This is a genomic window from Streptococcus sp. NPS 308 (genome assembly GCF_002355895.1).
GTDB lineage: Bacteria > Bacillota > Bacilli > Lactobacillales > Streptococcaceae > Streptococcus.
On record NZ_AP017652.1, the window covers coordinates 254,421 to 279,054 of the forward strand.

General features: G+C 43.2%; 25 protein-coding genes. 21 read left to right on the plus strand and 4 right to left on the minus strand.

Features of this window, described 5'->3' with window-relative positions; all coding sequences use genetic code 11:
• Positions 1-15 precede the first annotated feature (15 nt).
• Genes folP through SNAG_RS01480 form a run of 5 tightly spaced genes read left to right on the plus strand, consistent with a single transcriptional unit; the run spans position 16 to position 4,959 of the window.
• A complete protein-coding gene (gene folP, locus SNAG_RS01460; RefSeq protein WP_096405961.1) occupies positions 16-960 on the plus strand; it encodes a dihydropteroate synthase in 945 nt (314 codons plus the stop codon).
• Position 961: 1 nt separating this feature from the next.
• Positions 962-2,284 carry a bifunctional folylpolyglutamate synthase/dihydrofolate synthase gene (locus SNAG_RS01465; RefSeq protein WP_096405963.1) on the plus strand — a complete coding sequence of 441 codons (1,323 nt, stop codon included), beginning with the start codon at positions 962-964 and terminating at the stop codon, positions 2,282-2,284.
• Positions 2,265-2,819, plus strand: a complete 555-nt coding sequence (gene folE, locus SNAG_RS01470) for a GTP cyclohydrolase I FolE (protein ID WP_000380931.1) — start codon at positions 2,265-2,267, stop codon at positions 2,817-2,819. Before SNAG_RS01465 ends, folE begins: the two co-directional genes overlap by 20 nt.
• Before the next feature lie 42 nt (positions 2,820-2,861).
• Complete coding sequence (gene folK / locus SNAG_RS01475) at positions 2,862-3,683, plus strand: 2-amino-4-hydroxy-6-hydroxymethyldihydropteridine diphosphokinase (RefSeq protein ID WP_096405965.1); 822 nt, start codon at positions 2,862-2,864, stop codon at positions 3,681-3,683.
• Complete coding sequence (locus SNAG_RS01480; RefSeq protein ID WP_096405966.1) at positions 3,676-4,959, plus strand: DUF308 domain-containing protein; 1,284 nt, start codon at positions 3,676-3,678, stop codon at positions 4,957-4,959. Before folK ends, SNAG_RS01480 begins: the two co-directional genes overlap by 8 nt.
• A gap of 50 nt (positions 4,960-5,009) precedes the next feature.
• On the opposite strand, the gene SNAG_RS01485 is transcribed toward SNAG_RS01480, so the two are convergent.
• The gene (locus SNAG_RS01485) at positions 5,010-5,327 is read right to left on the minus strand and encodes a DUF960 domain-containing protein (RefSeq protein ID WP_000886038.1); all 318 of its coding nucleotides are present in this window, start codon (positions 5,325-5,327) and stop codon (positions 5,010-5,012) included.
• A 204-nt stretch (positions 5,328-5,531) separates the two neighbouring features.
• Here SNAG_RS01485 and ccpA point away from each other — a divergent pair, with 204 nt between their 5' ends.
• A complete protein-coding gene (gene ccpA / locus SNAG_RS01490; RefSeq protein ID WP_001090640.1) occupies positions 5,532-6,542 on the plus strand; it encodes a catabolite control protein A in 1,011 nt (336 codons plus the stop codon).
• 51 nt (positions 6,543-6,593) lie between these two features.
• On the opposite strand, the gene SNAG_RS01495 is transcribed toward ccpA, so the two are convergent.
• Positions 6,594-7,556 carry an asparaginase gene (locus SNAG_RS01495; RefSeq protein ID WP_096405968.1) on the minus strand — a complete coding sequence of 321 codons (963 nt, stop codon included), beginning with the start codon at positions 7,554-7,556 and terminating at the stop codon, positions 6,594-6,596.
• Positions 7,557-7,621: 65 nt separating this feature from the next.
• On the opposite strand from SNAG_RS01495, the gene SNAG_RS01500 reads away from it, so the two are divergent.
• Positions 7,622-9,007 carry a Cof-type HAD-IIB family hydrolase gene (locus SNAG_RS01500; protein ID WP_000453132.1) on the plus strand — a complete coding sequence of 462 codons (1,386 nt, stop codon included), beginning with the start codon at positions 7,622-7,624 and terminating at the stop codon, positions 9,005-9,007.
• Positions 9,008-9,045: 38 nt separating this feature from the next.
• On the opposite strand, the gene SNAG_RS01505 is transcribed toward SNAG_RS01500, so the two are convergent.
• Complete coding sequence (locus SNAG_RS01505) at positions 9,046-9,498, minus strand: universal stress protein (protein ID WP_000079162.1); 453 nt, start codon at positions 9,496-9,498, stop codon at positions 9,046-9,048.
• A 341-nt stretch (positions 9,499-9,839) separates the two neighbouring features.
• Here SNAG_RS01505 and SNAG_RS01510 point away from each other — a divergent pair, with 341 nt between their 5' ends.
• From SNAG_RS01510 to SNAG_RS01520, 3 genes are all read left to right on the plus strand, one after another.
• Positions 9,840-11,054 carry a pyridoxal phosphate-dependent aminotransferase gene (locus SNAG_RS01510; protein ID WP_096405969.1) on the plus strand — a complete coding sequence of 405 codons (1,215 nt, stop codon included), beginning with the start codon at positions 9,840-9,842 and terminating at the stop codon, positions 11,052-11,054.
• A 144-nt stretch (positions 11,055-11,198) separates the two neighbouring features.
• Entirely contained in the window at positions 11,199-11,333 is a 135-nt protein-coding gene (gene rpmH / locus SNAG_RS01515) for a 50S ribosomal protein L34 (RefSeq protein ID WP_000831905.1), read from the plus strand.
• A gap of 143 nt (positions 11,334-11,476) precedes the next feature.
• A complete protein-coding gene (locus SNAG_RS01520) occupies positions 11,477-13,441 on the plus strand; it encodes a peptide ABC transporter substrate-binding protein (RefSeq protein WP_096405971.1) in 1,965 nt (654 codons plus the stop codon).
• Between the two features lie 242 nt (positions 13,442-13,683).
• Here the strand turns inward: SNAG_RS01520 and SNAG_RS01525 are convergent, their stop codons facing one another.
• A complete protein-coding gene (locus tag SNAG_RS01525) occupies positions 13,684-15,528 on the minus strand; it encodes an APC family permease (protein WP_096405972.1) in 1,845 nt (614 codons plus the stop codon).
• Positions 15,529-15,679: 151 nt separating this feature from the next.
• Here SNAG_RS01525 and SNAG_RS01530 point away from each other — a divergent pair, with 151 nt between their 5' ends.
• The 11 genes from SNAG_RS01530 (at position 15,680) to purR (ending at position 24,596) form a co-directional block, all read left to right on the plus strand.
• Positions 15,680-16,453, plus strand: coding sequence for a TatD family hydrolase (locus SNAG_RS01530; RefSeq protein ID WP_096405974.1), 774 nt, complete (start codon positions 15,680-15,682; stop codon positions 16,451-16,453).
• The gene (gene rnmV, locus SNAG_RS01535; protein WP_096405975.1) at positions 16,453-17,031 is read left to right on the plus strand and encodes a ribonuclease M5; all 579 of its coding nucleotides are present in this window, start codon (positions 16,453-16,455) and stop codon (positions 17,029-17,031) included. The genes SNAG_RS01530 and rnmV overlap by 1 nt, the downstream gene beginning before the upstream one ends.
• The gene (locus SNAG_RS01540; protein WP_096405977.1) at positions 17,028-17,882 is read left to right on the plus strand and encodes an SDR family NAD(P)-dependent oxidoreductase; all 855 of its coding nucleotides are present in this window, start codon (positions 17,028-17,030) and stop codon (positions 17,880-17,882) included. Before rnmV ends, SNAG_RS01540 begins: the two co-directional genes overlap by 4 nt.
• A gap of 216 nt (positions 17,883-18,098) precedes the next feature.
• Positions 18,099-18,434 carry a hypothetical protein gene (locus SNAG_RS01545; RefSeq protein ID WP_096405978.1) on the plus strand — a complete coding sequence of 112 codons (336 nt, stop codon included), beginning with the start codon at positions 18,099-18,101 and terminating at the stop codon, positions 18,432-18,434.
• Complete coding sequence (rsmA, locus tag SNAG_RS01550) at positions 18,431-19,303, plus strand: 16S rRNA (adenine(1518)-N(6)/adenine(1519)-N(6))-dimethyltransferase RsmA (protein WP_096405980.1); 873 nt, start codon at positions 18,431-18,433, stop codon at positions 19,301-19,303. The genes SNAG_RS01545 and rsmA overlap by 4 nt, the downstream gene beginning before the upstream one ends.
• A 1-nt stretch (position 19,304) precedes the next feature.
• A complete protein-coding gene (gene rsgA / locus SNAG_RS01555; RefSeq protein WP_096405981.1) occupies positions 19,305-20,183 on the plus strand; it encodes a ribosome small subunit-dependent GTPase A in 879 nt (292 codons plus the stop codon).
• A 10-nt stretch (positions 20,184-20,193) separates the two neighbouring features.
• The gene (gene rpe, locus SNAG_RS01560; RefSeq protein WP_096405983.1) at positions 20,194-20,850 is read left to right on the plus strand and encodes a ribulose-phosphate 3-epimerase; all 657 of its coding nucleotides are present in this window, start codon (positions 20,194-20,196) and stop codon (positions 20,848-20,850) included.
• Positions 20,813-21,475, plus strand: a complete 663-nt coding sequence (locus SNAG_RS01565; protein ID WP_096405985.1) for a thiamine diphosphokinase — start codon at positions 20,813-20,815, stop codon at positions 21,473-21,475. The genes rpe and SNAG_RS01565 overlap by 38 nt, the downstream gene beginning before the upstream one ends.
• 1 nt (position 21,476) lies before the next feature.
• Positions 21,477-22,733 carry a DNA recombination protein RmuC gene (rmuC, locus tag SNAG_RS01570; RefSeq protein ID WP_096405986.1) on the plus strand — a complete coding sequence of 419 codons (1,257 nt, stop codon included), beginning with the start codon at positions 21,477-21,479 and terminating at the stop codon, positions 22,731-22,733.
• Complete coding sequence (locus SNAG_RS01575; RefSeq protein WP_096405988.1) at positions 22,723-23,664, plus strand: 3'-5' exoribonuclease YhaM family protein; 942 nt, start codon at positions 22,723-22,725, stop codon at positions 23,662-23,664. Before rmuC ends, SNAG_RS01575 begins: the two co-directional genes overlap by 11 nt.
• A 104-nt stretch (positions 23,665-23,768) precedes the next feature.
• Positions 23,769-24,596: a pur operon repressor gene (gene purR, locus SNAG_RS01580; protein WP_002874197.1), complete on the plus strand. Its 828-nt coding sequence runs from the start codon at positions 23,769-23,771 to the stop codon at positions 24,594-24,596.
• Positions 24,597-24,634 lie beyond the last annotated feature (38 nt).

Here is a 24,634-nt window from a genome sequence, read left to right on the forward strand (position 1 = left end):
TTGAGGAGTGACCCTATGTCCAATAAAGCTAGTCAGGCAAAAACAGCCATTTGCGGAATTATCAATGTAACCCCAGATTCCTTTTCGGATGGTGGTCAGTTTTTTGCTGTTGACCAGGCGCTTCAGCAAGCCCGTAAATTGATAGATGAAGGGGCGAGTATGCTAGATATCGGAGGAGAATCGACTCGTCCTGGAAGTCGCTATGTTGAGATAGAAGAAGAGATCCAACGTGTTGTTCCAGTTATCAAAGCTATTCGCAAGGAAAGTGATATCCTCATTTCCATCGATACTTGGAAAAGTCAGGTAGCAGAGGCTGCTTTGGAAGCTGGTGCCAATTTGGTCAATGATATCACTGGTCTCATGGGTGACGAAAAAATGGCTCAGGTGGTTGCCAAAGCGGGAGCACAAGTGGTCATCATGTTTAATCCAGTCATGGCTCGACCTCAACACCCTAGTTCGCTCATATTTCCTCGTTTTGGCTTTGGGGAACCTTTTACAAATGAAGACTTGGCGGACTTTGAACAACTACCAGTAGAAGAATTGATGACAGCTTTCTTTGAACGAGCTTTGGCGAGAGCGGATCAAGCTGGGATTGCAAAAGATAAGATCATGTTGGATCCGGGGATTGGTTTTGGTCTCACCAAGAAGGAAAATCTACTTCTTCTACGGGACCTAGACAAATTGCATCAGCAGGGCTATCCAATCTTTCTTGGTGTTTCGCGCAAGCGGTTTGTTATCAATATCCTTGAGGAGAATGGCTTCGAAGTCAATCCTGAGACGGAAGTCGGTTTCCGAAATCGGGACACCGCTTCGGCTCATGTAACGACTATCGCTGCGAGACAGGGTGTAGAAGTGGTGCGCGTGCATGATGTAGCCAGTCACAGGATGGCAGTTGAAATTGCGACAGCTATTCGTTTGGCAGATGATGCAGAAAATTTAGATTTAAAACAATACAAGTAAGATGAACGAAATTGAAAACAATCAGTGGATCGCCCACTATCGAACAGACCAACCAAATTTTGGTTTGGAAAGAATGGTGGAACTCTTGGAACTGAGAGGCAATCCCCATCTCAAACTCAAGGTCATCCATATTGGAGGGACCAATGGCAAGGGATCGACCATTGCTTTTTTGAAAAACATGCTCGTAAAGCTAGGTCTGAGAGTAGGTGTGTTCAGTTCACCCTATCTCATTCATTACACAGACCAGATTAGCATCAACGGGGAATCCATCCCAGAAGCTAGACTAGAAGCCCTGATGGCAGACTATGAGTCTTTGCTTGAGGGGGAGAAGAGCGCTGTTTTACAAGGAACGACCGAGTTTGAGATAATCACAGCCCTAGCCTATGATTATTTTGCCGCCGAAAAAGTTGATGTGGCCATCATGGAAGTCGGCATGGGTGGACTTCTGGATAGTACCAATGTCTGTCAGCCCATTCTGACAGGTATCACGACTATTGGCTTGGACCATGTAGCCCTGCTTGGTGATACTGTAGAGGCCATAGCAGAACAGAAAGCTGGTATTATCAAACAAGGCATTCCTTTGGTGACAGGTCGCATTGCTCCAGAAGCCTTGGCTGTTATTGACCGCATTGCGGAAGGGAAAGATGCGCCGAGAATTGCCTATGGGACAGATTATCAGGTTGGTCATCAAGAAAGTGTGGTGACAGGCGAGGTCTTTGATTATACCAGTTCTGTCAGACAAGGTCGCTTTCAAACAGGTCTGCTTGGTTTGCATCAGATCGAGAATGCAGGGATGGCACTTGCTCTTCTAGACATTTATTGCCAAGAGATTGGGCAAGAATTAGCTAGCAATGACTTGCTTGCTCAAGCCTTGGAAGAAACAAGATGGCCAGGGCGTTTGGAGGTTCTGTCTAGCGAACCTATGATGATTTTGGATGGGGCTCATAATCCCCATGCTATCAAGGCTTTGTTAACTACTTTACAAGAACGCTTTGCGGATTATCATAAGGAAATCCTCTTTACTTGTATCAAAACCAAGGCTTTGGAGGATATGTTGGATTTGCTAGAGACGGTGCCAAATAGTCAACTGACTCTGACTTGTTTTGATGATAGTCGGGCGACGGATGAGAAAGTGATGCGAGAAGTTGCAGCTTCTCGAAATCTCAACTACCAAAGTTGGCAGGATTTTCTAGAGCAGAAATTGACAGATAAAAATGAAGAGAAACAAACAGTTAGGATTGTCACGGGTTCCTTGTATTTCTTGAGCCAAGTGAGAGCCTATCTGATGGAGAGGAAGAACGAGAATGGATACACAAAAGATTGAAACGGCTGTAAAAATGATTATCGAGGCTGTTGGTGAGGATGCTAACCGTGAGGGCTTGCAGGAAACACCTGCTCGTGTAGCCCGTATGTACCAAGAGATTTTTTCAGGTCTTGGCCAAACTGCTGAGGAACACCTGTCAAAATCCTTTGAGATTATTGATGATAATATGGTAGTGGAAAAGGATATTTTTTTCCATACTATGTGTGAGCACCACTTCTTGCCCTTTTATGGGAGAGCGCACATTGCCTACATTCCAGATGGACGTGTAGCAGGCTTGTCCAAACTTGCCCGTACGGTTGAAGTTTATTCTAAAAAACCACAAATTCAAGAGCGTTTGAATATTGAGGTGGCCGATGCCTTGATGGACTATCTGGGTGCTAAAGGAGCCTTTGTTGTCATTGAGGCCGAGCATATGTGTATGAGCATGCGTGGTGTCAGAAAGCCAGGCACGGCAACCTTGACGACAGTAGCTCGTGGTCTATTTGAAACAGATAAGGACCTCCGAGACCAGGCTTATCGTTTAATGGGACTATAAAAAGAATCCGCTTCATGCGGATTTTTCTAGAAAGGACTAGTTATGGATCAACTGCAGATTAAAGATTTGGAAATTTTTGCCTATCATGGTCTTTTTTCAAGTGAGAAAGAATTGGGGCAGAAGTTTGTTATTTCCGCAAGCTTATCCTATGATATGACTAAGGCGGCGACAGACTTGGATTTAACAGCATCTGTCCATTACGGAGAACTGTGTCAGCAGTGGACGACTTGGTTTCAGGAAACCACTGAGGACTTGATTGAAACGGTAGCCTACAAACTAGTAGAGCGTACCTTTGAGACCTATCCTTTGGTCCAAGAAATTGAACTGGAACTCAAAAAACCTTGGGCACCAGTGCACTTGCCGCTGGATACTTGCTCAGTGACCATTCATCGCTGTAAGCAACGTGCCTTTATCGCTCTAGGAAGCAATATGGGCGATAAGCAGGCGAACTTGGAACAAGCTATCGATAAACTGCGAGCTCGCGGCATCCATATTCTCAAAGAGTCCAGTGTCTTAACGACGGAACCTTGGGGTGGTGTGGAGCAAGATACTTTTGCCAATCAGGTGATTGAAGTAGAAACCTGGCTACCAGCACCAGTCTTGTTAGAGAACTTGTTAAGCATTGAGGCAGAGATGGGACGGGTTCGAGAAGTGCATTGGGGACCACGTTTGATTGATTTGGACTTGCTCTTCGTGGAGGACCAAGTCATTTATACAGACGACCTCATCTTGCCTCACCCTTATGTAGCAGAACGCCTCTTTGTCCTTGAGTCTCTGCAAGAAATAGCTCCCCATTTTATCCATCCGAACTTAAAACAATCAATTCGTTGCTTGGTTGACCAGTTGGAGCAAGGAGATGCCTAAACTTTCCGATAGCTATAGCAAGTGGAAGAGTATAGGGGAGGGGCTACTTGCTATTGTTTTAGGCTTTCTCTTGATTTATTTCGGACAGGTGATTCCAAGGATAGGTTATCAGTTGCTGATGACTTACTTTTCCTTGTCAGCAGTTTGGCACTTGTTGACTCGTTGGTTACAGGATAAACAGCGTAGGGAAAACATCTTTGTAACCTTGGCCAAGCTGGTGGTTGCTGCTCTCTTATTTGATTCTATCATTTTACAAGACCTGACCCTCTACCTCCTGGTGTTTATCATTGCGAGTTACCAGCTGTTTACGGGCGTCATTAGTCTTGTGACTTGGTTTCTCTATCGAAAAAATGCCATTCATCCTCGGCTTCATCATTTCTTCGATGCTGTATGGATGATAGGATTCGGGCTTTATAGCATCTCTCCTTTTCACGATGCAGCGAATTTTGAATTGCTCTTGCTTGGGTTTTACTTGCTCATGCTAGGAGCCAGTAGCCTCTGGGACGGTTTCTTTTTTGAAAGGATAGAAAACAATCCCAAGCTAAAACGGCGAATGCGAATGACCTTGCCGATTTTTGTGACGGCTCTGATCCCTATCAGCACCTTGCGTAAACTGAATGAGTGGCTGTCAAATCATGAAAGCCAGGAAGGTGAAGTTCATTCAGAAAGAAAAAACGACCAGACGGTTGATCTAGAAATTTTTATTCATACCTCAGAAACATCTTTCTTCCTTGCTATGGGGCATGTGGATATTTGCTATCAAGGGATGGTTATTTCCTATGGCTCGTATGATCCTCACTCGGAGCGTTTATTCGGCATGGTTGGAGATGGTGTCTTGTTTAAAGCCAATCGGGAAAAATACATCGAGCTCTGTAAGAGAGAAAGTCAGAAGACCTTGTTTGCTTATGGTCTGAGTTTGACAGAACAACAGAAAGCTGCTATCCAAGCTCGTTTAGAAGAAATAGAAGATTTGTTAATTCCTTGGGAGCCGAGCTCTCAGTTGATGAAAAGAAGAGAAGGTGAGGTCAAGCATGCCTACTCCTACCAACTGAAGCAAGAAGCGGATGCGGTCCTCTATAAATTTAGCTCATCTGAGTTTAAGACCTACTTTGTTCTCAGTACCAATTGTGTCTTGCTGGCAGACTCAATCGTGGGAAAAGCTGGGACGGATATATTAAGTCCCCAAGGTTTCATTGTACCGGGGACTTACCAGGATTACCTTGATTTAGAGTACACAAAACCCAATGGTCTAGTTGTTAGTCGCTCCATTTATTAGAAAAAGAAAACTCTAGTTCCTCAGCAGTTTACGCCAAGAAGCTAGAGTTTTTAAAATAGGTCATTTTCTTCTGGAAGGAGGATGGTTTCTTTACCGTCCGTGTCTAAAACAAGGACCCTAGGAGGGTAAAGGGGATCGAAAGGATGATTGAAATCAAAATCGATGCTAGTCGGAAGGTTTTGACTAGAGAAATGGAAGGTAATGGTCCCCTCGTTGTTGAGAATCTGAAATTCGAGTTCTTCTTCTAATTCAAAGACATTTTTCAAAAAATGATCGATAATGAACCATAAAGAGTCAATAACATCGTCGGGTAGACTGGTCACAACACCAAAACTGGCGGAACGTCTCTGTGTATTTGTAAAAGCCATGTTTCCTTCCTCCTTTTATTTTTCTTATCATACAGTAAAAAGGCTGAAAAATCAAGGAATCCTACTTGTTTTTTCAAAATGAGAATAGACTGTGAAATTTTTTCAAAGTTTCTCTTAAAAATACTTGAAAGTGTTTACAATAAGTGATAAAATGGAGTAAGCAGATGCGTGAAAGCGAAATTTTCAATATAGAAAGGAAACGGAATGAACACAGATGATACAGTAACGATTTATGACGTTGCCCGTGAAGCAGGAGTTTCAATGGCAACAGTTAGCCGTGTCGTTAATGGCAACAAGAATGTTAAAGAGAACACTCGAAAAAAAGTCCTCGAAGTGATTGAACGCTTGGACTATCGTCCAAATGCGGTCGCTCGTGGTTTGGCTAGCAAGAAAACAACGACAGTCGGAGTTGTGATTCCTAACATTACCAATGGTTATTTCTCAACACTTGCTAAGGGGATTGATGACATTGCTGAAATGTACAAGTATAACATTGTCCTAGCAAATAGTGATGAGGATGATGAAAAGGAAGTTTCAGTGGTTAACACGCTCTTTTCAAAACAAGTCGATGGGATTATCTTTATGGGCTATCACTTGACTGAAAAGATTCGTTCAGAATTCTCTCGTTCACGGACGCCGGTTGTTCTTGCAGGTACGGTGGATGTAGAACACCAACTTCCAAGTGTGAATATTGACTACAAACAAGCCACGATTGACGCAGTGAGCTATCTTCTTAAAGAAAATGAGAAAATTGCCTTTGTGAGTGGCCCGCTTGTCGATGATATCAATGGCAAGGTTCGTTTGATTGGTTATAAGGAAGCTTTGAAAAAAGCAGGAATCCCTTATAGCGAGGGCTTGGTTTTTGAATCAAAATATAGCTATAACGATGGTTATGCCTTGGCAGAACGGTTGGTTTCATCACAAGCTACAGCTGCAGTTGTGACTGGTGACGAATTGGCAGCAGGTGTGCTAAATGGTTTATCAGATCATGGTGTTTCAGTGCCAGAAGAGTTTGAAATCATTACGACGGATGACTCTCAAATTGCACGATACACTCGTCCAAACTTGACGACAGTTGCCCAACCGCTTTATGATTTGGGTGCTATCAGCATGCGTATGTTGACTAAGATTATGCATAAGGAAGAATTGGAAGAGCGCGAAGTTCTCCTACCTCATGGTTTGACAGAACGTCGTTCTACACGAAAACGCAAATAAAAAAATCAGGGAATCGTGAAGATTTCCTGATTTGCTTTCTAGAGAAGAGGTTTAGCCTTCCATATAGTCTTTCAATGCTTGTCCTTTTAGTCCTGCGTTGATGGCGATCAATAGTTTGAGGCGAGCTTTTTGGGCGTTGAGTTCTTTGACAAAGAGAACGCCAGACTCTTGCAACTGCACTCCCCCCCCTTGGTAGGCGTAGACGGGCTCGGCAATCCCATTAAAGCAACGTGAAACCAAGGCGACTGGAATTCCTTTTTGGAGGAGAGTTTCTAATTTTTGGGCTGTTTCTTTGGGAACATTTCCAGCTCCAAAAGCTTGAATGACTAGCCCATCTAGGTGCTCTAAATCCAGCATGTCAATCAATTCATCAGTCATACCTGCATAAGCGGAGATGATAGGCACCAGACCTTGAATATGCTCAAGATCAAACCGGACACGAGGTTCAGCCGTTTTGAAGTAGAGGATTTCTTGCTTCATGACGAGGCCGAGAGGCCCGTGAGTAGGAGTTTGAAAGGTCCCGACGTTGGTGGTATGGGTTTTTGTGACGTACTTAGCTGCGTGGATTTCATCGTTCATGACGACCAGGACACCCTTGTCAGCTGATTTGTCATCGCTGGCGACTCGTAAAGCGCTCAGATAGTTATAAACGCCATCGCTACCGAGTTCGTTGGAACTACGCATAGCTCCTGTTAGAACGATGGGCATGTTGGGGATTTTCATGGTATCAAGGAAGTAGGCTGTTTCTTCCAAAGTGTCTGTCCCATGTGTAATCACAACCCCATCGTAGTTGTCTGCTTCCTCTTTAATCTTATGGTAGAGGGCTAGCATGTGTTTGGGTTTGATATGGGGGCTCGGTAGGTTAAAAAAGTCTATGGCCTGGACCTCTATCCCTTTAAGAGGATTGGTGACATGGTTCATGGGATTGTCCTGGCTGGTCACAACTGCGCCAGAAGCGTCTGCTTGCATGGAAATAGTCCCACCTGTATGTAAAACAAGGATTTTCTTAGGCATGAATTACTCACTCTTTCTGAAATGTGGTATAATCATTGTAACACAAAAGGGGAGAATGGGATAGGATGGAAGTCAAAGCTGTTTTTTTTGATATCGATGGAACGCTAGTCAACGATCGTAAGAGTGTTTTGAAATCCACTAAGGACGCAATTCGGATCGTGAAAGAACAAGGGGTGCTTGTTGGAGTGGCGACAGGACGGGGACCTTTCTTTGTCAAGGAATTGATGGAAGACTTGGACTTGGATTTTGCAGTGACCTACAACGGCCAATACATCTTTAATAAAGAAAAGGTGCTCTTTGCTAGTCCGATTGCTAAGTCAAGTCTACGCCAACTGATTGCTTATGCTAAAAAGGAGCGTAAAGAAATCGCTCTTGGAACGGAGCATGCAGTAGTTGGCTCTAAAATTATGTCCTTTGGTCTTGGATCCTTTTCACAGCTGGTGAGCCGTTTTATCCCGACTGTCTTAACAAGAACCGTTAGCCGTTCCTTTAATCGAATGGTTAGCAAGGCAGTCCCTCAAAAGGAAGATGACCTGCTTCGTTTGATAAATGAGCCAATCTATCAAGTGTTAATGCTGATGACTCCAGAAGAATCTGAGAAAGCTGCCAGTGATTTTGAAGATTTGAAATTGACTCGAAGCAATCCTTTCGCAGCAGATATCATCAACCAAGGGAATTCAAAATTAGAAGGCATTCGCCTAATTGGGAAAGAATATGGTTTCGACCTCAACCAAGTCATGGCCTTCGGAGATTCAGACAATGACCTGGAAATGTTGGCGGGTGTCGGCATGTCTGTGGCTATGGGAAATGGCAGTAACAGCGTCAAAGAGGTTGCCAAACACATCACTGCAAGTAACCAACAAGATGGTATCCACAAGGCACTCGAACATTTTGGTGTTTTAGCAGCAGAAAAGGTATTTGTTAGTCGGGACTACCACTTCAATAAAGTCAAAACCTTCCACCACATGATGGATGAACGAACCCAAGAAGAACCACGGGCCTGGGATGTTGAAGGAGCAACCCACCGTGCAGACTTTAAAATTGAAGAATTAGTAGAGTTTGTTCGTGCAGCAAGTTCTTCAGAGGAAGAATTCCAGCAGTCGCTTGCAAGTATGCACGAGGCGATTGATAAAGCTGCAGAGAAAGTGGTGAAAAAGACACCGGCCCAAAAAGATTTGATTGGGCAAGTTGATGCCTTGATTGATACTCTCTACTTTACCTATGGTAGCTTTGTCTTGATGGGAGTAGATCCGGAACGTATCTTTGATATTGTTCACGAGGCGAATATGGGGAAAATGTTCCCTGATGGAAAAGCTCATTTTGATCCAGTTACACATAAAATTTTAAAACCAGATGACTGGGATGAGCATTATGCCCCAGAAGCTGCGATTCGAAAAGAGATCCAACGCCAGATGAAGGCCTATGAGCGCCACAAAGAAAAACAGAAATAAGTCATAAAAAAAGGAGCTCCGTGCTCCTTTTTTTATGATTACAATGTTTTTTCACTTTCTCTCACGACCAGCAAGTCGACTTTCGCATGACGGAGAATGTACTCAGATGAAGAGCCAACCAAGAGGCGTTCAAAGGCATTGAGCCCTGTTGCACCAACGAGAATCAGATCGACATTTTCTGCGTCTGGAATAGTACGGGCAAGGAGGGTTTTTGGATTTCCCATTTCGATGACGATGTGAATATCGGTCACACCAGCATCTCTTGCGCGCTTTTCGTACTCCTTCATCAGACTTTCAGCATCGACTTGGAGTTCTTCGTAAACTTCAGCATCAAAGGTAGACACGCTTTGAAGAGCGCGTGTGTCAATAACATGGGCAATGGTGAGCTTGGATTCGTTACGTAGAGCAGTGTAAACACCTTTGACGAAAGCCAAGTCCGCTTCTTTAGAACCATCAATTGCGACCATAACATTTTGGTAACGTTGTGCCATAATGAAACCTCCTGAAATTTTCTTACTGTTATTGTAACCCTTTTCATTAAAGAAGTAAAGCAAAAAATGTAAACGCATTCAAAAGATTCAGCTTTGCCAAACTTGAATCTTTATGGAGTCACTTTATGGAAATAGGGTCTATGAAATATAAAAAATTATTTACCTCTATCCCTGGATAATCTATTTTAGGACAAATGAGACTTTGTTAGATCTGCTTTTCTTCCATTGGTATGATTTTTAGCAAGGTTTTACTAATTTGGATTTATAGACCTTTCAGAAAACTTGTCGCATGGCCTGTCTAGTGGTATAATGTTACTATCCTGATGAATTGAGGAAAAAAGATGAAAGAATTTAACAAGTCTAGTAAGTTAGAGCATGTGGCTTATGATATTCGTGGTCCGGTTTTGGAAGAAGCCATGCGGATGCGCGCAAATGGTGAAAAGATTTTGCGTCTAAATACAGGGAATCCTGCTGAATTTGGTTTTACAGCACCTGATGAAGTCATTCATGATTTGATTATGAATGCGCGTGATAGTGAAGGTTACTCTGATTCCAAGGGTATTTTTTCGGCGCGTAAGGCTATTATGCAGTATTGCCAACTGAAAAAATTTCCAAACGTAGGCATCGACGACATCTACCTAGGTAACGGTGTCAGTGAGCTGATTGTTATGTCCATGCAAGGGCTTTTGGACAATGGTGATGAGGTCTTGGTACCTATGCCAGACTATCCTCTCTGGACGGCTGCTGTCAGCTTGGCTGGAGGAAATGCTGTTCACTATATCTGTGATGAAGAAGCAGAATGGTACCCTGATCTGGACGATATTAAATCTAAGATTAGCTCTAATACCAAGGCTATTGTCCTTATCAATCCAAATAACCCAACGGGAGCTCTCTATCCTAAAGAACTCTTGTTGGATATTATTGAGATTGCTCGTCAAAACGATTTGATCATCTTTGCGGACGAAATCTACGACCGCATGGTAATGGATGGACATGTGCATACGCCTGTGGCGAGCTTGGCACCAGATGTCTTCTGTGTCAGCATGAATGGTCTATCAAAATCTCACCGTATCGCTGGTTTTCGTGTAGGATGGATGGTCTTGTCTGGTCCTAAGCACCATGTCAAGGGCTATATCGAAGGGCTCAATATGCTGTCCAATATGCGTCTTTGCTCTAACGTTTTGGCCCAGCAAGTCGTACAAACATCACTAGGTGGGCACCAGTCAGTGGATGAATTGCTCCTTCCTGGTGGACGGATTTACGAGCAAAGAAACTTCATTTACAATGCTATCCAAGATATCCCAGGTTTGTCTGCGGTCAAGCCTAAGGCGGGTCTTTATATCTTCCCTAAAATTGACCATAATATGTACCGCATCGATGATGATGAGCAGTTTGTTCTCAATTTCTTGAAACAAGAAAAGGTTCTTTTGGTTCATGGTCGTGGTTTTAACTGGAAGGAACCAGACCATTTCCGTATCGTTTACCTTCCTCGTGTGGATGAATTGGCACAAATCCAAGAAAAGATGACTCGTTTCTTGAAACAGTATCGTAGATAGGGCTTTCATAGGAAAAGCTAGAAAACATTTGCTTGGAGCTATTGACAAAAGTGGCAGAATCAGATAGAATAGTAAAGTATGTTTAGTAACTGATCACTTTATAGCCGGCTAAACGAATACAAAATCTATGAGGAGGTATTCATCGTGAAACGTACTTATCAACCAAGTAAACTTCGTCGTGCGCGCAAACACGGATTCCGTAACCGTATGTCAACTAAAAACGGTCGTCGCGTATTGGCAGCTCGTCGTCGTAAAGGACGCAAAGTTTTGGCTGCTTAATCCAAACGAATTCAACAAAGAAGTCAGTAGGAACTCGAGTCTACTGGCTTTTCTTTTTTCCTATAATATTAGTCTGTAAATACTTTATATTTTTGCTGAAATAGTGTATAATATTTCATATACTATAAAAACGGAGAACAGATATGAAGAAATCACAAGCCCTTCTACTAGGGGCTGGAATTTTGAGTGCAAGCTTTTTGATGGCAGCTTGTGGCTCAACACAGTCAAATGCTGCAGATAAAACCTACTCATATGTATTTGCAAGTAACCCAGATACATTAGACTATATCACTTCAACACGTGGTTCGACCTCTAGTATTACGACAAACTTGATCGATGGTTTGTTGGAAAATGATAAGTACGGAAACCTCGTCCCTTCTATGGCAGAGTCATGGACAGTATCAAAAGATGGTTTGACCTATACCTATAAAATCCGCCAAGGGGCTAAGTGGTATACCTCTGAGGGAGAAGAATATGCTGAAGTGACAGCTCATGACTTTGTGACCGGTCTGAAGTATGCAGCTGATAAAAAGGCTGAAAACTTGTACTTGGTCCAAGACTCAATCAAAGGTTTGGCAGACTATGTTGAGGGGAAAACATCTGACTTTGAGACTGTTGGAGTCAAGGCTGTGGATGATTATACTCTTCAATACACTTTGAACAAGCCGGAGTCTTATTGGAATTCGAAGACAACTGGGGGGATTTTGAGCCCTGTGAATGAAGCCTTTTTGAAATCCAAGGGAGATGACTTTGGAAGTGTGACGCCTTCTAGCATCCTGTCCAATGGGCCATACTTGTTCAAGTCTTTCACATCAAAATCTTTAATTGAGTTTGAAAAGAACCCTAATTACTGGGATAAGGACAATGTGAAGATTGAGAAGGTAAAACTTTCCTTCTATGATGGTTCTGACCAAGATAGTTTGGCTCGAGGATTTTTAGAAGGTAACTACACAGACGGACGTATCTTCCCGACAAGTTCTGTTTTTGACCAGCTGAAAAAAGGGAATGAGGATAAGATTACTTATACTCCTCAAAACGCTGTGACCTTCTATTATCTTTTCAATGTCAACCGTCAAAGTTACAATCAAACCATGAAACAGACGGATAAAGAAAAGACGGATTCACGTCTAGCTATGCAAAATAAAGATTTCCGTCAGGCGATTAACTTTGCCTTTGACCGTCATGCCTACGCTGCGCAGACAAATGGAGAAGATGGAGCTGACCGTATTCTTCGAAACACAGTCACACCGAGCAACTTTGTTCAAATCGGTGGCAAAAACTTCGGGGATGCTGTCAATGAAAAGATAGTCAACTATGGTACAGAGTGGTCAAATATCAATCTGAACGACGCGCAACCTGCCTTCTTGAATGTTGATAAAGCCAAGGCAGAATTCGCTAAAGCCAAAGAAAGTTTGCAGGCAGAAGGTGCTACCTTCCCGATCCATTTAGATATGTTGGTTGACCAGACTGCTAAGTTAGACGTACAGCAAGCAAGTTCTTTCAAGCAGACAGTTGAAGAAACACTTGGATCAGACAATATTGTTATCGATGTGATTCAATTGTCTCCAGACGAGAAAGACAATGCAACCTTCTTTGCTGACACAGCTGAACAAAAGGACTATGACATCGATATCTCAGGCTGGAGCGGAGATTACTCTGATCCTAAGACCTATCTTGACCTCTTGGATCCAGAATCTGGTTCTCAGTTAAAAAATCTTGGTTTGACCCCAGGAAAAGACAATGATGTCAAGGAAAAAATTGATCTATCTACCTATAAGAAGTTGTTGGATACGGCCGAGAATGAGGTTGAAAATACTCAGGCTCGCTATGAAAAATTTGCTGAAGTTCAAGCTTGGCTAACAGATAGTGCTCTTTTCCTACCCGTTCAAAGCGGTGGAGCCAATCCAATCTTCCGTAAGACTGTACCATTCACAGGAGCCTTCTCATTTGTCGGACACAAAGGGGATGCGGACAACTACAAATATGTCGAGTTGCAAAAGGAGCCCGTAACTGCGAAACAGTATCAAGAGCTTTATGAAAAATGGCAGAAAGAAAAAGCTGAATCCAACAAAAAAGCTCAAGAAGATTTAGCTAACCATATTCAATGATATTCCTAGTCATGCTTTTCAGTTAATACTCTTCGAAAATCTCTTCAAACCACGTCAGCTTCACCTTGCTGTAGGTATGTTACTGACTTCGTCAGTTTCATCTACGACCTCAAAGCAGTGCTTTGAGCAGCCTGCGACTAGCTTCCTAGTTTGCTCTTTGATTTTCATTGAGTATAAGCATAGTGACTGGATTCAGAAAAAGGCCTTACCAGATACTTATTGGTTCTGGTAGGGCCTCTTCTTTATTCTTTTAAGTGATAAGAGTAACTAGCGATAACGACGTCTTCATGCCATCTGAGAGCGTATTTTAGTTTGAGGCTCATTTGATTGTGCAGGATATTTTGCCAAGGCTTGTTAGGAATAAACTGTGGGACAAGGACTGTAACGGTGTAGTTTTTTTGCTTAGCTTCTTGGGCGATTCGTTTGACATACTTAACGCTAGGGGTGATGATGTCGCGGTAGCTAGTATTGATATTCTTCAGAGTGATATTTGGGAAGTAATCGGCAAATTCCTGAAGAATTTCTTGGTCTTTTTCAGCCGTTTCTTTAGTAGAAATGTGCATGGCTAACACTTCGTCACCGATACTTTGAGCGTAGTTAATGGCTCCGACACTTACTCGAGTGACATTTCCTACTAGGACGAGAACCAGATTGCCATCGTAGGTGCGTTTTTCGATTCCTTCATAGAGTCGCAGTTGTTGGGCTACTTTTTGGTAATGACTGTGAATTGCCAAGAAGAGTAGGGTGAGTACGAGAATAATCGGGAAGAAAGGCCAGATATCACTGAGACGGAAAAAGAGCAGGATTAGTACAATCGCGTAGCAAATGATAGCTCCAAGGATATTGGCAAGGGCAGGTTTTAAGAAATTTGCCCCTTTTTCTTTTTTCCAATGGCGAATCATCCCAGTCTGAGAAAGGGCAAAGGGAACGAAGACCCCGATAGTATAAAGGGGAATCAAACGTTCGGTATTGCCATTAAAAATGAGAAGAAGAATCATAGCCCCAAAAGCCAGAGTTAAAATTCCATTAGAGTAGCCTAGGCGGTCTCCTTTTTCCATAAAGAGATGGGGCATGTATTTGTTTTTAGCCATATTGTAAGCTAGCATAGGGAAGGCTGAAAAGCCAGTATTTGCAGCTACGGCTAAAATCAAGGCTGTGGAGAATTGGAAGATATAATAGCCAAGGTGACCTAAGAAGGAATTACCAAGGATGCCTTGAGCCATCTGTGAAAGAATAGTTTCTCCGTGTTGAGGCATAATCCCCATCCAGTAGTTTAGGAAGGTAATGCCTGCAAAAAGAAAACCTAAAATCAGTGACATAATGGTCAAGGTTTGAGCGGCATTCTTTTCTTTTGGAGCCTTGAAAAAGGGAACGGCATTTGAAATAGCTTCAACCCCAGTGAGAGAGGCTGATCCGCTGGTAAAAGCTCTTAGAATGAGAACGATAGACAGGCTCGGAACAGCATGCCCAATAGGTGAAGTTGCCTGATAGCTGAGAGCACCTGTCACTAGTTGAAAGATTCCATAGAGCAAGAGAAAGACAGTGCTGATGATAAAGAGATAGACAGGAATCATTAGTGAGCTGGCAGATTCTTTCAATCCTCTTAAATTCAAGAGCATGAGCAGGCAGACTAGGAAAATAGAGATATGAAGATTATAAGGATGGAGGGCAGGTATGGCTGCTGTAATAGCATCAGCTCCAGAAGCGACGGATACGGCTACGGTCAGCATATAGTCAACAAGGAGGCTACCACCAGCAATCAAGCCTAGTTCGGGAGAGAGGTTTTCCCGAGTGACCATATAAGCCCCTCCACCTTGAGGATAGGCGTGTATGATTTGACGATAGGAAATGGTCAAACTAGCGAGGAGTAAGAGGACAAAAATACCGATAGGGAGGCTCCACCAAATAGCGAGAGGAGAGAGGCTAACTAAAACGAGAATAACTTGTTCAGGTCCATAGGCAATGGAAGACAGGGCATCACTGGATAACATTGCAAGTGCTTGCATTTTCCCTAATAAGCCCCCTTCGCCGTCTGTGAGAGACTTGAGTGGCCGACCGATAAAGGTATATTTTAATTTTCTAAACATTTTCTTTTCCTTTACTGAAAATTTCAATAAGTGTTATTATACTGCTTTGAAAAAAGGCAGTCAAGGGAGAACGATTGGTATTAGAATATTTTTACAAGCCGAGGGATGCTATTTTTGGTATAATAGATGAAAGAAAATGAGGTTAGAAGAGATGATTTTTGATACGCACACACATTTAAATGTAGAAGAATTTGCAAGACGTGAAGCCGAAGAAATCGCCTTGGCTGCTGAGATGGGTGTGACTCGGATGAATATTGTTGGCTTTGACAAGCCGACCATTGAACGGGCCCTAGAGTTGGCAGATGAGTATGAGCAACTCTACGCAACTATTGGCTGGCATCCGACTGAAGCAGGGACATACACAGACGAGGTCGAAGCTTACTTGCTGGAAAAGTTAAAACATCCCAAAGTTGTTGCCTTGGGTGAGATTGGTTTGGACTATCACTGGATGACAGCATCTAAGGAGGTGCAGGAGCAGGTTTTTCGCCGTCAGATTCAGCTGTCTAAGGACTTGGAACTGCCTTTTGTTGTCCATACCCGTGATGCGCTGGAAGACACCTATGAGATTATTAAAAGTGAGGGCGTTGGTCCTCGTGGCGGCATCATGCATTCATTTTCAGGTTCTTTGGAGTGGGCTGAAAAGTTTGTTGAGCTTGGCATGACTATTTCCTTCTCAGGAGTGGTGACTTTTAAGAAGGCAACTGACATCCAAGAAGCAGCTAAAGAGTTACCTTTGGACAAGATTTTGGTGGAAACAGATGCGCCTTACTTAGCACCTGTACCCAAGCGGGGTCGTGAAAATAAAACAGCCTACACTCGCTATGTAGTGGACTTTATCGCCGACTTGCGTGGTATGACGACAGAAGAGCTAGCGGCGGTAACAACTGCAAATGCAGAACGAATTTTTGGATTGGACAGCAAGTAATGAAAGAGAAAATTTCCCAAGTCATCGTAGTCGAAGGTCGCGATGATACGGCCAATCTCAAACGTTACTTTGATGTAGAGACCTATGAGACACGAGGATCGGCAATCAATGATCAGGATATAGAACGCATTCAGCGCCTGCATGAACTGCATGGGGTCATTGTCTTTACAGATCCTGACTTTAACGGTGAGCGCATTCGTCGCATGATTATGACGGCGCTCCCGACAGTTCAGCATGCCTTTCTCAAACGAGATGAAGCGGTTCCCAAATCCAAGACCAAGGGGCGTTCTCTGGGAATCGAACACGCCAGCTATGAGGACCTGAAAACAGCGCTGGCTCAGGTGACAGAACAATTTGAAAATGAGAACGAGTTTGACATCAGTCGTGGTGACTTGATTCGCCTAGGTTTCTTAGCGGGATCAGACAGTCGTAAGCGCCGAGAATATCTGGGGGAAACCCTCCGCATCGGCTATTCCAACGGCAAGCAGTTGCTTAAGCGCTTAGAGTTGTTTGGAGTAACCTTGGCAGAAGTGGAAGAGGTGATGACTAAGTATTCAGTCCAAGGGAGTCAGAAATGAAAAGAGTGATTATTACGGGTGGCAATAGTGGTATTGGTTATCAGGTTGCTAAACAGTTGGCTGAAAAAGGCTGGTCGGTAACTCTCTTTTGCCGACGGGAAGAAGCTGCCGAGCAAGCTTGTGAGGAAATTCGTCAACAGACAGGAAATCAACATGTAGATTATATCTTGGTTGATCTATCTGATATAAAGAGTGTCAGGGAAGCAGCGGAACAGTATATTCAAAAAGAAGACTTTCTAGACGTTCTAATTAACAATGCAGCTGACTTTGATTTGTCAGTTAAAAAGCCCATCTTGACTAAGGATGGTTTAGAAAAGCAATTTGCGACCAATGTTGTCGCCCCTTTCTTGCTTTCTATCTTGTTGAAGGGTTTGTTGGAAAAGTCTGAGAGTGGTCGGATTATTAATATTTCTTCTCAAGGGCTGATACTCTATCCTTTTATGAAACTTGATTTTGAAAATTTATCTGGTCAAAAACATTATAGTCCTGCCAAGACCTATTATCAGAATAAACTAGCCTTGTTGATGTTGTCGCTTTATATGCGGAAACATTGGAAAGGTGTCAAGGTTCAGGCAATCCGTGTGAGCAATGTCAAAGTAGATATGAGCCGCTACAATCACTTCAGCGCTTTTATGAAAAATCTGTATAAAATTAAGTCAAAATTTTCGATTAGTCCTGAAGAAATGGCCAAAGTTTATACAGCTTTATCTACAGAAGATCGCTATGAAGGATTTTTGTATGACGAGAAATGCAAGGAAGTAAAAGCAAATGCACCTGCTTACGAAGAAGAGGAGCAAGAAAAACTCTATTCTTTGCTTGAGCACCTGACTTTCTCAAGAGACAATCCATAAAGGATGAGAAAAATAAATTTCATGGACTGCTTCAATAGTGGAAAGAAATTCAGATATTTAACTCTGTTTTGAGTGACCTTGGCAGAAGTGAAGAGGTTATGAAATCTTATGATAATAGTTGAGCAGACCTCAAAATGCATGGAGAATGTGTTACAATAGAGGTACTTAGATTTATTTTGATAGCGTCCAAATAGAAGCTTATAAGGAGAGAGCAAAATGAAAATCCGAGTTGATAGAGATTCTGTCTGTATGGGTGATGATGTATTACCTCATGAGGTAGAATTTGAAGTTCCTGAGGATATGACAGTGAAAGATTTTTTTGATTTTCTAGAAATGGAACGTTACCTACCCTCTGTCCAAGGGAATAATGTTGCCTGGGAACTTCGTAATAGAAACGGGGAACATGGAGTTTATTTCACCAAAACACGAGAAATCATTCATCCAGATGCACTTCTAAAAGAGATGGTGGAAGGATTTGATGGAACACCCTTATTTGTTTTGCTCTATCATTATACTCCAGAAGCTTACTATAATAGAAAAGAGATTAGATGAGAATTGCAGATTATAGCGTGACCAAGGCAGTGCTGGAGCGTCACGGTTTTACCTTTAAAAAGTCCTTCGGGCAAAATTTCCTGACGGATACCAATATCCTTCAAAGAATCGTGGATACAGCTGAAATTGATGACCAGGTTAATGTCATTGAAATCGGTCCAGGAATTGGTGCCTTGACTGAGTTTTTGGCTGAGCGTGCAGCTGAGGTCATGGCTTTTGAGATTGACCACCGTTTGGTACCGATTTTGGCAGATACCCTGCGTGATTTTGACAATGTGACCGTAGTCAACGAGGACATTCTCAAGGTTGACTTGGCGCAGCATATCCAGAATTTCAAAAATCCTGAACTGCCAATCAAGGTAGTAGCCAACTTGCCATACTACATTACGACGCCTATTCTCATGCACTTGATCGAGAGTGGCATTCCTTTTAGTGAGTTTGTGGTTATGATGCAAAAAGAAGTGGCGGATCGTATCTCAGCACAGCCAAATACCAAGGCCTACGGTAGTTTGTCGATTGCTGTGCAGTATTACATGACAGCCAAGGTGGCCTTTATCGTGCCTCGTACGGTCTTTGTACCAGCGCCAAACGTGGACTCGGCTATCCTGAAAATGGTACGTCGACCAGAACCGGCTGTAGCGGTAGAAGATGAGCAACTCTTCTTCAAGGTTTCCAAGGCCAGTTTCACCCATCGCCGCAAGACCTTGTGGAACAACTTGACAGGTTATTTTGGTAAGACTGATGAAGTCAAGGAAAAGTTGACCAAGGCTTTGGATCAAGCAGGCTTGTCACCAAGTGTGCGTGGAGAAGCTCTCAGCTTGGCAGAATTTGCTAGTTTAGCAGATGCGCTCAAAGGACAAGGACTCTAAGATGAAGGGACAAATCATTAAAGCCTTGGCGGGCTTCTACTATGTGGAGAGTGAGGGTCAAGTTTACCAGACGCGTGCGCGCGGAAATTTCCGTAAAAAAGGCCACACACCCTATGTTGGGGACTGGGTAGACTTTTCTGCGGAGGAGCATTCAGAAGGTTATATTCTCAAAATCCACGAACGGAAAAACAGTCTGGTCCGTCCGCCCATTGTCAATATTGACCAAGCTGTGGTGATCATGTCCGTCAAGGAACCTGACTTTAACAGTAATTTATTGGATCGTTTCTTGGTCCTTTTGGAACACAAGGGCATCCACCCCATCGTCTATATTTCTAAAATGGATTTGTTGGACGATAGGGGAGAACTGGATTTTTACCAACAAACTTATCGTGCTATTGGTTACGACTTTGTGACTAGTAAAGAAGAACTTTTGCCTTTGTTGACAGGAAAAGTGACGGTCTTTATGGGACAGACAGGTGTTGGGAAGTCAACCCTTCTTAATAAAATCGCACCGGACCTCAATCTTGAAACAGGAGAAATCTCAGATAGTTTAGGTCGTGGGCGTCATACCACTCGAGCTGTAAGTTTTTACAATCTCAATGGTGGTAAAATCGCAGATACTCCAGGCTTTTCATCACTGGATTATGAAGTGACAACGGCTGAAGACCTCAATCAGGCCTTCCCAGAGATTGCCTCTGTTAGCCGAAATTGCAAGTTCCGTACTTGTACTCATACTCATGAGCCTTCCTGTGCGGTTAAGTCAGCAGTAGAAGAAGGCATCATTGCGAACTTCCGTTTTGATAATTATTTGCAATTCCTCAGTGAGATTGAAAATCGCAGAGAAACCTATAAAAAAGTCAGCAAAAAAATTCCAAAATAAGGAGAAACCTATGTCTCAATACAAGATTGCTCCGTCAATTCTGGCAGCAGATTATGCCAACTTTGAACGTGAAATCAAACGCCTAGAAGCAACTGGTGCAGAATATGCCCATATCGATATCATGGATGGTCACTTTGTGCCTCAGATTAGTTTTGGTGCAGGTGTGGTTGAAGCTCTTCGTCCTCATAGCAAGATGGTTTTTGATTGCCACTTGATGGTTTCTAATCCTGAACATCATCTGGAAGACTTTGCGCGTGCAGGTGCAGACATCATCAGTATTCACGTAGAGGCAACACCTCATATCCATGGTGCTCTTCAAAAGATTCGTTCTCTAGGTGTCAAACCTTCTGTTGTCATTAACCCTGGTACGCCGGTTGAAGCTATCAAACACGTACTTCACCTAGTTGACCAAGTTTTGGTGATGACGGTTAACCCTGGCTTCGGCGGGCAAGCCTTTCTACCTGAAACCATGGATAAGATTCGCGAGTTGGTTGCCCTTCGTGAGGAAAAAGGTTTGAACTTTGAGATCGAAGTGGATGGTGGGATTGATAATCAAACCATTGCTCAAGCCAAAGAAGCTGGTGCGACCGTTTTTGTAGCAGGGTCTTATGTCTTTAAGGGAGATGTCAATGAACGAGTGCAAACGCTCAGAAAACAACTGGACTAGGGTTGCCGTTTTTGCAGGCGGAGACCGAGGTCATTATCGGACGGATTTTGATTGCTTTGTCGGTGTGGATCGAGGATCGCTCTGGATCTTGGAAGAAGACTTGCCTCTTGCTCTAGCAGTTGGAGATTTTGATTCTGTCACTGCAGAAGAGCGACAGGTGATTCAAAAAAGTGCCCAGCATTTTGTTCAAGCCCAGCCAGAAAAGGATGATACGGATCTGGAATTGACTCTCTTAACCGTCTTTGAGCAAAATCCTCAGGCTCAGGTCACTATTTTCGGTGCTTTGGGTGGCCGTATTGACCATATGTTGGCCAATGTTTTTCTACCTAGCAATCCCAAGTTGGCACCTTATATGAGCCAGATAGCGATTGAGGATGGGCAAAATGTGATTTGCTATTGTCCAGAAGGAACCAGTCAGCTTCAACCTCGTTCGGACTATGACTATCTAGCCTTTATGCCAGTTCGGGATAGTCAGTTGACCATTATCGGTGCCAAGTACGAATTGACTGAGGAAAATTTTTTCTTTAAAAAAGTGTACGCTTCTAACGAATATATAGATAGGGAAGTTTCGGTGACTTGCCCGGATGGCTATGTAGTCGTACTGCATAGCAAGGACAGGAGGTAGGATGGAGACTGTATTACTACTATTATTAATTGTCAACCTGGCTGGACTGTTTCTCATTTGGCAGAGGCAGGATAAGCAAGACAAATATCTAGTCAAGAGTTTGGAAGACCAGGCAGACAATCTTTCAGATCAATTAGATTACCGCTTTGAACAAGCCAGGCAAGCCAGCCAACTAGACCAAAAAGACTTGGAAGTGGCTGTCAGTGACCGCTTGCAGGAAGTACGAATGGAATTGCATCAAGGCTTGACTCAAGTCCGTCAAGAAATGACAGATAATCTCCTCCAAACCAGAGACAAGACCGACCAACGTCTCCAAGCCTTGCAGGAATCAAATGAGCAACGCCTAGAACAAATGCGCCAAACAGTCGAGGAGAAACTAGAAAAGACCTTACAGACGCGCTTGCAGGCGTCCTTTGAGACAGTTTCTAAACAACTGGAGTCTGTCAATCGTGGCCTTGGAGAGATGCAGACAGTTGCCCGCGATGTCGGAGCCCTCAATAAGGTTCTCTCTGGAACCAAAACGCGAGGCATTTTGGGTGAATTGCAACTGGGGCAAATCATCGAAGACATCATGACGCCTACCCAGTACGAACGAGAATATGCAACGGTTGAAAACTCCAGTGAACGAGTGGAATACGCCATCAAGTTGCCTGGGCAAGGCGACCAGGAATACGTCTATCTACCAATTGATTCCAAGTTTCCACTGGCAGATTATTACCGCCTAGAAGAAGCCTATGAAGCAGGTGATAAGGACGAGATTGAACGTTGTCGTAGATCTCTCTTGACAAGCGTTAAGCGTTTCGCCAAGGATATCAAGAGCAAGTATATAGCGCCGCCTCGGACGACCAATTTTGGAGTCTTGTTTGTTCCGACAGAAGGTCTTTATTCAGAAATCGTCCGCAATCCGATTTTCTTTGATGATTTGAGACGGGAGGAACAGATTATTGTTGCTGGTCCAAGTACCCTATCAGCCCTGCTTAATTCCCTATCAGTTGGCTTCAAAACCCTCAATATCCAAAAGAGTGCCGACCATATCAGTAAGACCCTTGCTAGCGTCAAGACCGAGTTTGGCAAGTTCGGGGGGATTTTGGTAAAGGCACAAAAACATCTTCAACATGCCTCTGGCAATATTGATGAATTATTAAACCGTCGCACCACAGCTATTGAGCGGACGCTCCGTCACATTGAGTTATCAGAAGATGAGCCTGCGCTTGATCTACTCCATTTCCAAGAAAATGAGGAAGAATATGAAGATTAGTCACATGAAAAAAGATGAGCTGTTTGAAGGATTTTACCTGATTAAGTCAGCTGACCTGAGACAGACACGAGCTGGGAAAAACTACCTAGCCTTTACCTTCCAAGACGATAGTGGCGAGATTGAAGGAAAACTCTGGGATGCTCAGCCTCATAACGTTGAGGCCTTTACCGCAGGGAAAGTGGTCCACATGCAGGGGCGCAGAGAAGTTTACAACAATACTCCTCAAGTCAATCAAATTACTCTCCGCCTGCCTCAACCTGGCGAACCAAATGATCCAGCTGATTTCAAGGTCAAGTCACCAGTCGATATCAAGGAAATTCGTGACTACATGTCGCAAATGATTTTCAAAATTGAAAATCCTGTCTGGCAACGTATCGTTCGCAGTCTCTACACCAAGTATGATAAGGAATTCTACTCCTATCCAGCTGCAAAAACCAACCACCATGCCTTTGAAACGGGTTTGGCTTTTCACACGGCAACCATGGTGCGCTTGGCAGATGCCATTAGCGATATCTATCCTCAGCTCAATAAGAGCTTGCTCTATGCCGGGATTATGTTGCACGACTTGGCCAAGGTTCTAGAACTCAGCGGTCCTGATCAGACGGAGTACACAGTGCGAGGCAATCTCATCGGTCATATCGCCCTAATTGATAGCGAAATTACCAAAGCAGTCATGGAGCTTGGCATCGATGATACCAGAGAAGAAGTGGTGCTACTGCGCCATGTCATTCTCAGTCATCATGGCTTACTGGAGTATGGTAGTCCTGTTCGTCCTCGTGTGATGGAAGCTGAAATCATTCATATGATCGATAATCTCGATGCCAGCATGATGATGATGACAACAGCTCTTGCTTTGGTGGATAAAGGAGAAATGACCAATAAAATCTTCGCTATGGACAATCGTTCCTTCTATAAACCAGATTTAGATTAATAATTTAAGAAAAACGAGCATTTTTTACGCAATAATGTTCGTTTTTTTATGTGAATATGGTATAATGGATAAAATATCAAAATTAAATGGAATGGTAAATAAAAATGAAATTAAGAAGAAGTGATCGGATGGTTGTCATTTCCAACTATTTGATTAATAATCCATACAAACTAACCAGTCTCAACACCTTTGCAGAAAAGTACGAATCAGCTAAATCATCGATTTCAGAGGACATCGTGATTATCAAGCGTGCCTTTGAGGAAATTGAAATTGGCCATATTCAGACTGTGACTGGAGCAGGTGGTGGCGTTATCTTTACACCATCCATCTCTAGCCATGAAGCTAAAGAAATGATCGCAGACTTGCGTGATAAGCTTTCAGAAAGCGACCGTATCTTGCCAGGTGGCTACATCTACCTATCTGATTTGCTCAGTACACCTGCCATTTTGAAAAATATTGGTCGCATCATTGCCAAGAGTTTTATGGACCAAAAAATCGATGCCGTTATGACAGTGGCAACAAAGGGTGTTCCGCTAGCAAATGCGGTTGCCAATGTCCTCAATGTTCCATTTGTCATTGTGCGTCGTGACTTAAAAATTACCGAAGGTTCAACGGTCAGTGTCAACTATGTTTCAGGTTCAAGTGGTGACCGTATTGAGAAAATGTTCCTTTCAAAACGTAGCCTCAAGGCAGGCAGTCGTGTCTTGATCGTGGATGACTTCCTGAAAGGTGGCGGAACTGTCAACGGGATGATTAGTCTCTTGCGTGAGTTCGATTCTGAACTAGCCGGTGTCGCAGTCTTTGCAGACAATGCCCAAGAAGAACGTGAAAAGCAGTTTGATTACAAGTCACTCTTGAAGGTTACCAATATTGATGTTAAGAACCAATCCATCGATGTTGAGATTGGAAATATCTTTGACGAAGACAAATAAGAGATAGAACTAAAGGTTGGAACGATTGTCCCAGCCTT

Excerpts from the sequence above, each read along its gene's own strand:
- rsgA (WP_096405981.1), top strand. The coding sequence starts at position 19,305 with ATGAAGGGACAAATCATTAAAGCCTTGGCGGGCTTCTACTATGTGGAG.
- ccpA (WP_001090640.1), top strand. The coding sequence starts at position 5,532 with ATGAACACAGATGATACAGTAACGATTTATGACGTTGCCCGTGAAGCA.
- folP (WP_096405961.1), top strand. The coding sequence starts at position 16 with ATGTCCAATAAAGCTAGTCAGGCAAAAACAGCCATTTGCGGAATTATC.
- SNAG_RS01525 (WP_096405972.1), bottom strand. The coding sequence starts at position 15,528 with ATGTTTAGAAAATTAAAATATACCTTTATCGGTCGGCCACTCAAGTCT.
- SNAG_RS01545 (WP_096405978.1), top strand. The coding sequence starts at position 18,099 with ATGAAAATCCGAGTTGATAGAGATTCTGTCTGTATGGGTGATGATGTA.
- rnmV (WP_096405975.1), top strand. The coding sequence starts at position 16,453 with ATGAAAGAGAAAATTTCCCAAGTCATCGTAGTCGAAGGTCGCGATGAT.
- SNAG_RS01575 (WP_096405988.1), top strand. The coding sequence starts at position 22,723 with ATGAAGATTAGTCACATGAAAAAAGATGAGCTGTTTGAAGGATTTTAC.
- folK (WP_096405965.1), top strand. The coding sequence starts at position 2,862 with ATGGATCAACTGCAGATTAAAGATTTGGAAATTTTTGCCTATCATGGT.
- rpe (WP_096405983.1), top strand. The coding sequence starts at position 20,194 with ATGTCTCAATACAAGATTGCTCCGTCAATTCTGGCAGCAGATTATGCC.
- SNAG_RS01530 (WP_096405974.1), top strand. The coding sequence starts at position 15,680 with ATGATTTTTGATACGCACACACATTTAAATGTAGAAGAATTTGCAAGA.
- rsmA (WP_096405980.1), top strand. The coding sequence starts at position 18,431 with ATGAGAATTGCAGATTATAGCGTGACCAAGGCAGTGCTGGAGCGTCAC.
- purR (WP_002874197.1), top strand. The coding sequence starts at position 23,769 with ATGAAATTAAGAAGAAGTGATCGGATGGTTGTCATTTCCAACTATTTG.
- SNAG_RS01505 (WP_000079162.1), bottom strand. The coding sequence starts at position 9,498 with ATGGCACAACGTTACCAAAATGTTATGGTCGCAATTGATGGTTCTAAA.
- SNAG_RS01510 (WP_096405969.1), top strand. The coding sequence starts at position 9,840 with ATGAAAGAATTTAACAAGTCTAGTAAGTTAGAGCATGTGGCTTATGAT.
- SNAG_RS01540 (WP_096405977.1), top strand. The coding sequence starts at position 17,028 with ATGAAAAGAGTGATTATTACGGGTGGCAATAGTGGTATTGGTTATCAG.
- rmuC (WP_096405986.1), top strand. The coding sequence starts at position 21,477 with ATGGAGACTGTATTACTACTATTATTAATTGTCAACCTGGCTGGACTG.
- SNAG_RS01565 (WP_096405985.1), top strand. The coding sequence starts at position 20,813 with ATGAACGAGTGCAAACGCTCAGAAAACAACTGGACTAGGGTTGCCGTT.
- SNAG_RS01480 (WP_096405966.1), top strand. The coding sequence starts at position 3,676 with ATGCCTAAACTTTCCGATAGCTATAGCAAGTGGAAGAGTATAGGGGAG.
- SNAG_RS01485 (WP_000886038.1), bottom strand. The coding sequence starts at position 5,327 with ATGGCTTTTACAAATACACAGAGACGTTCCGCCAGTTTTGGTGTTGTG.
- SNAG_RS01465 (WP_096405963.1), top strand. The coding sequence starts at position 962 with ATGAACGAAATTGAAAACAATCAGTGGATCGCCCACTATCGAACAGAC.
- SNAG_RS01500 (WP_000453132.1), top strand. The coding sequence starts at position 7,622 with ATGGAAGTCAAAGCTGTTTTTTTTGATATCGATGGAACGCTAGTCAAC.
- folE (WP_000380931.1), top strand. The coding sequence starts at position 2,265 with ATGGATACACAAAAGATTGAAACGGCTGTAAAAATGATTATCGAGGCT.
- SNAG_RS01520 (WP_096405971.1), top strand. The coding sequence starts at position 11,477 with ATGAAGAAATCACAAGCCCTTCTACTAGGGGCTGGAATTTTGAGTGCA.
- SNAG_RS01495 (WP_096405968.1), bottom strand. The coding sequence starts at position 7,556 with ATGCCTAAGAAAATCCTTGTTTTACATACAGGTGGGACTATTTCCATG.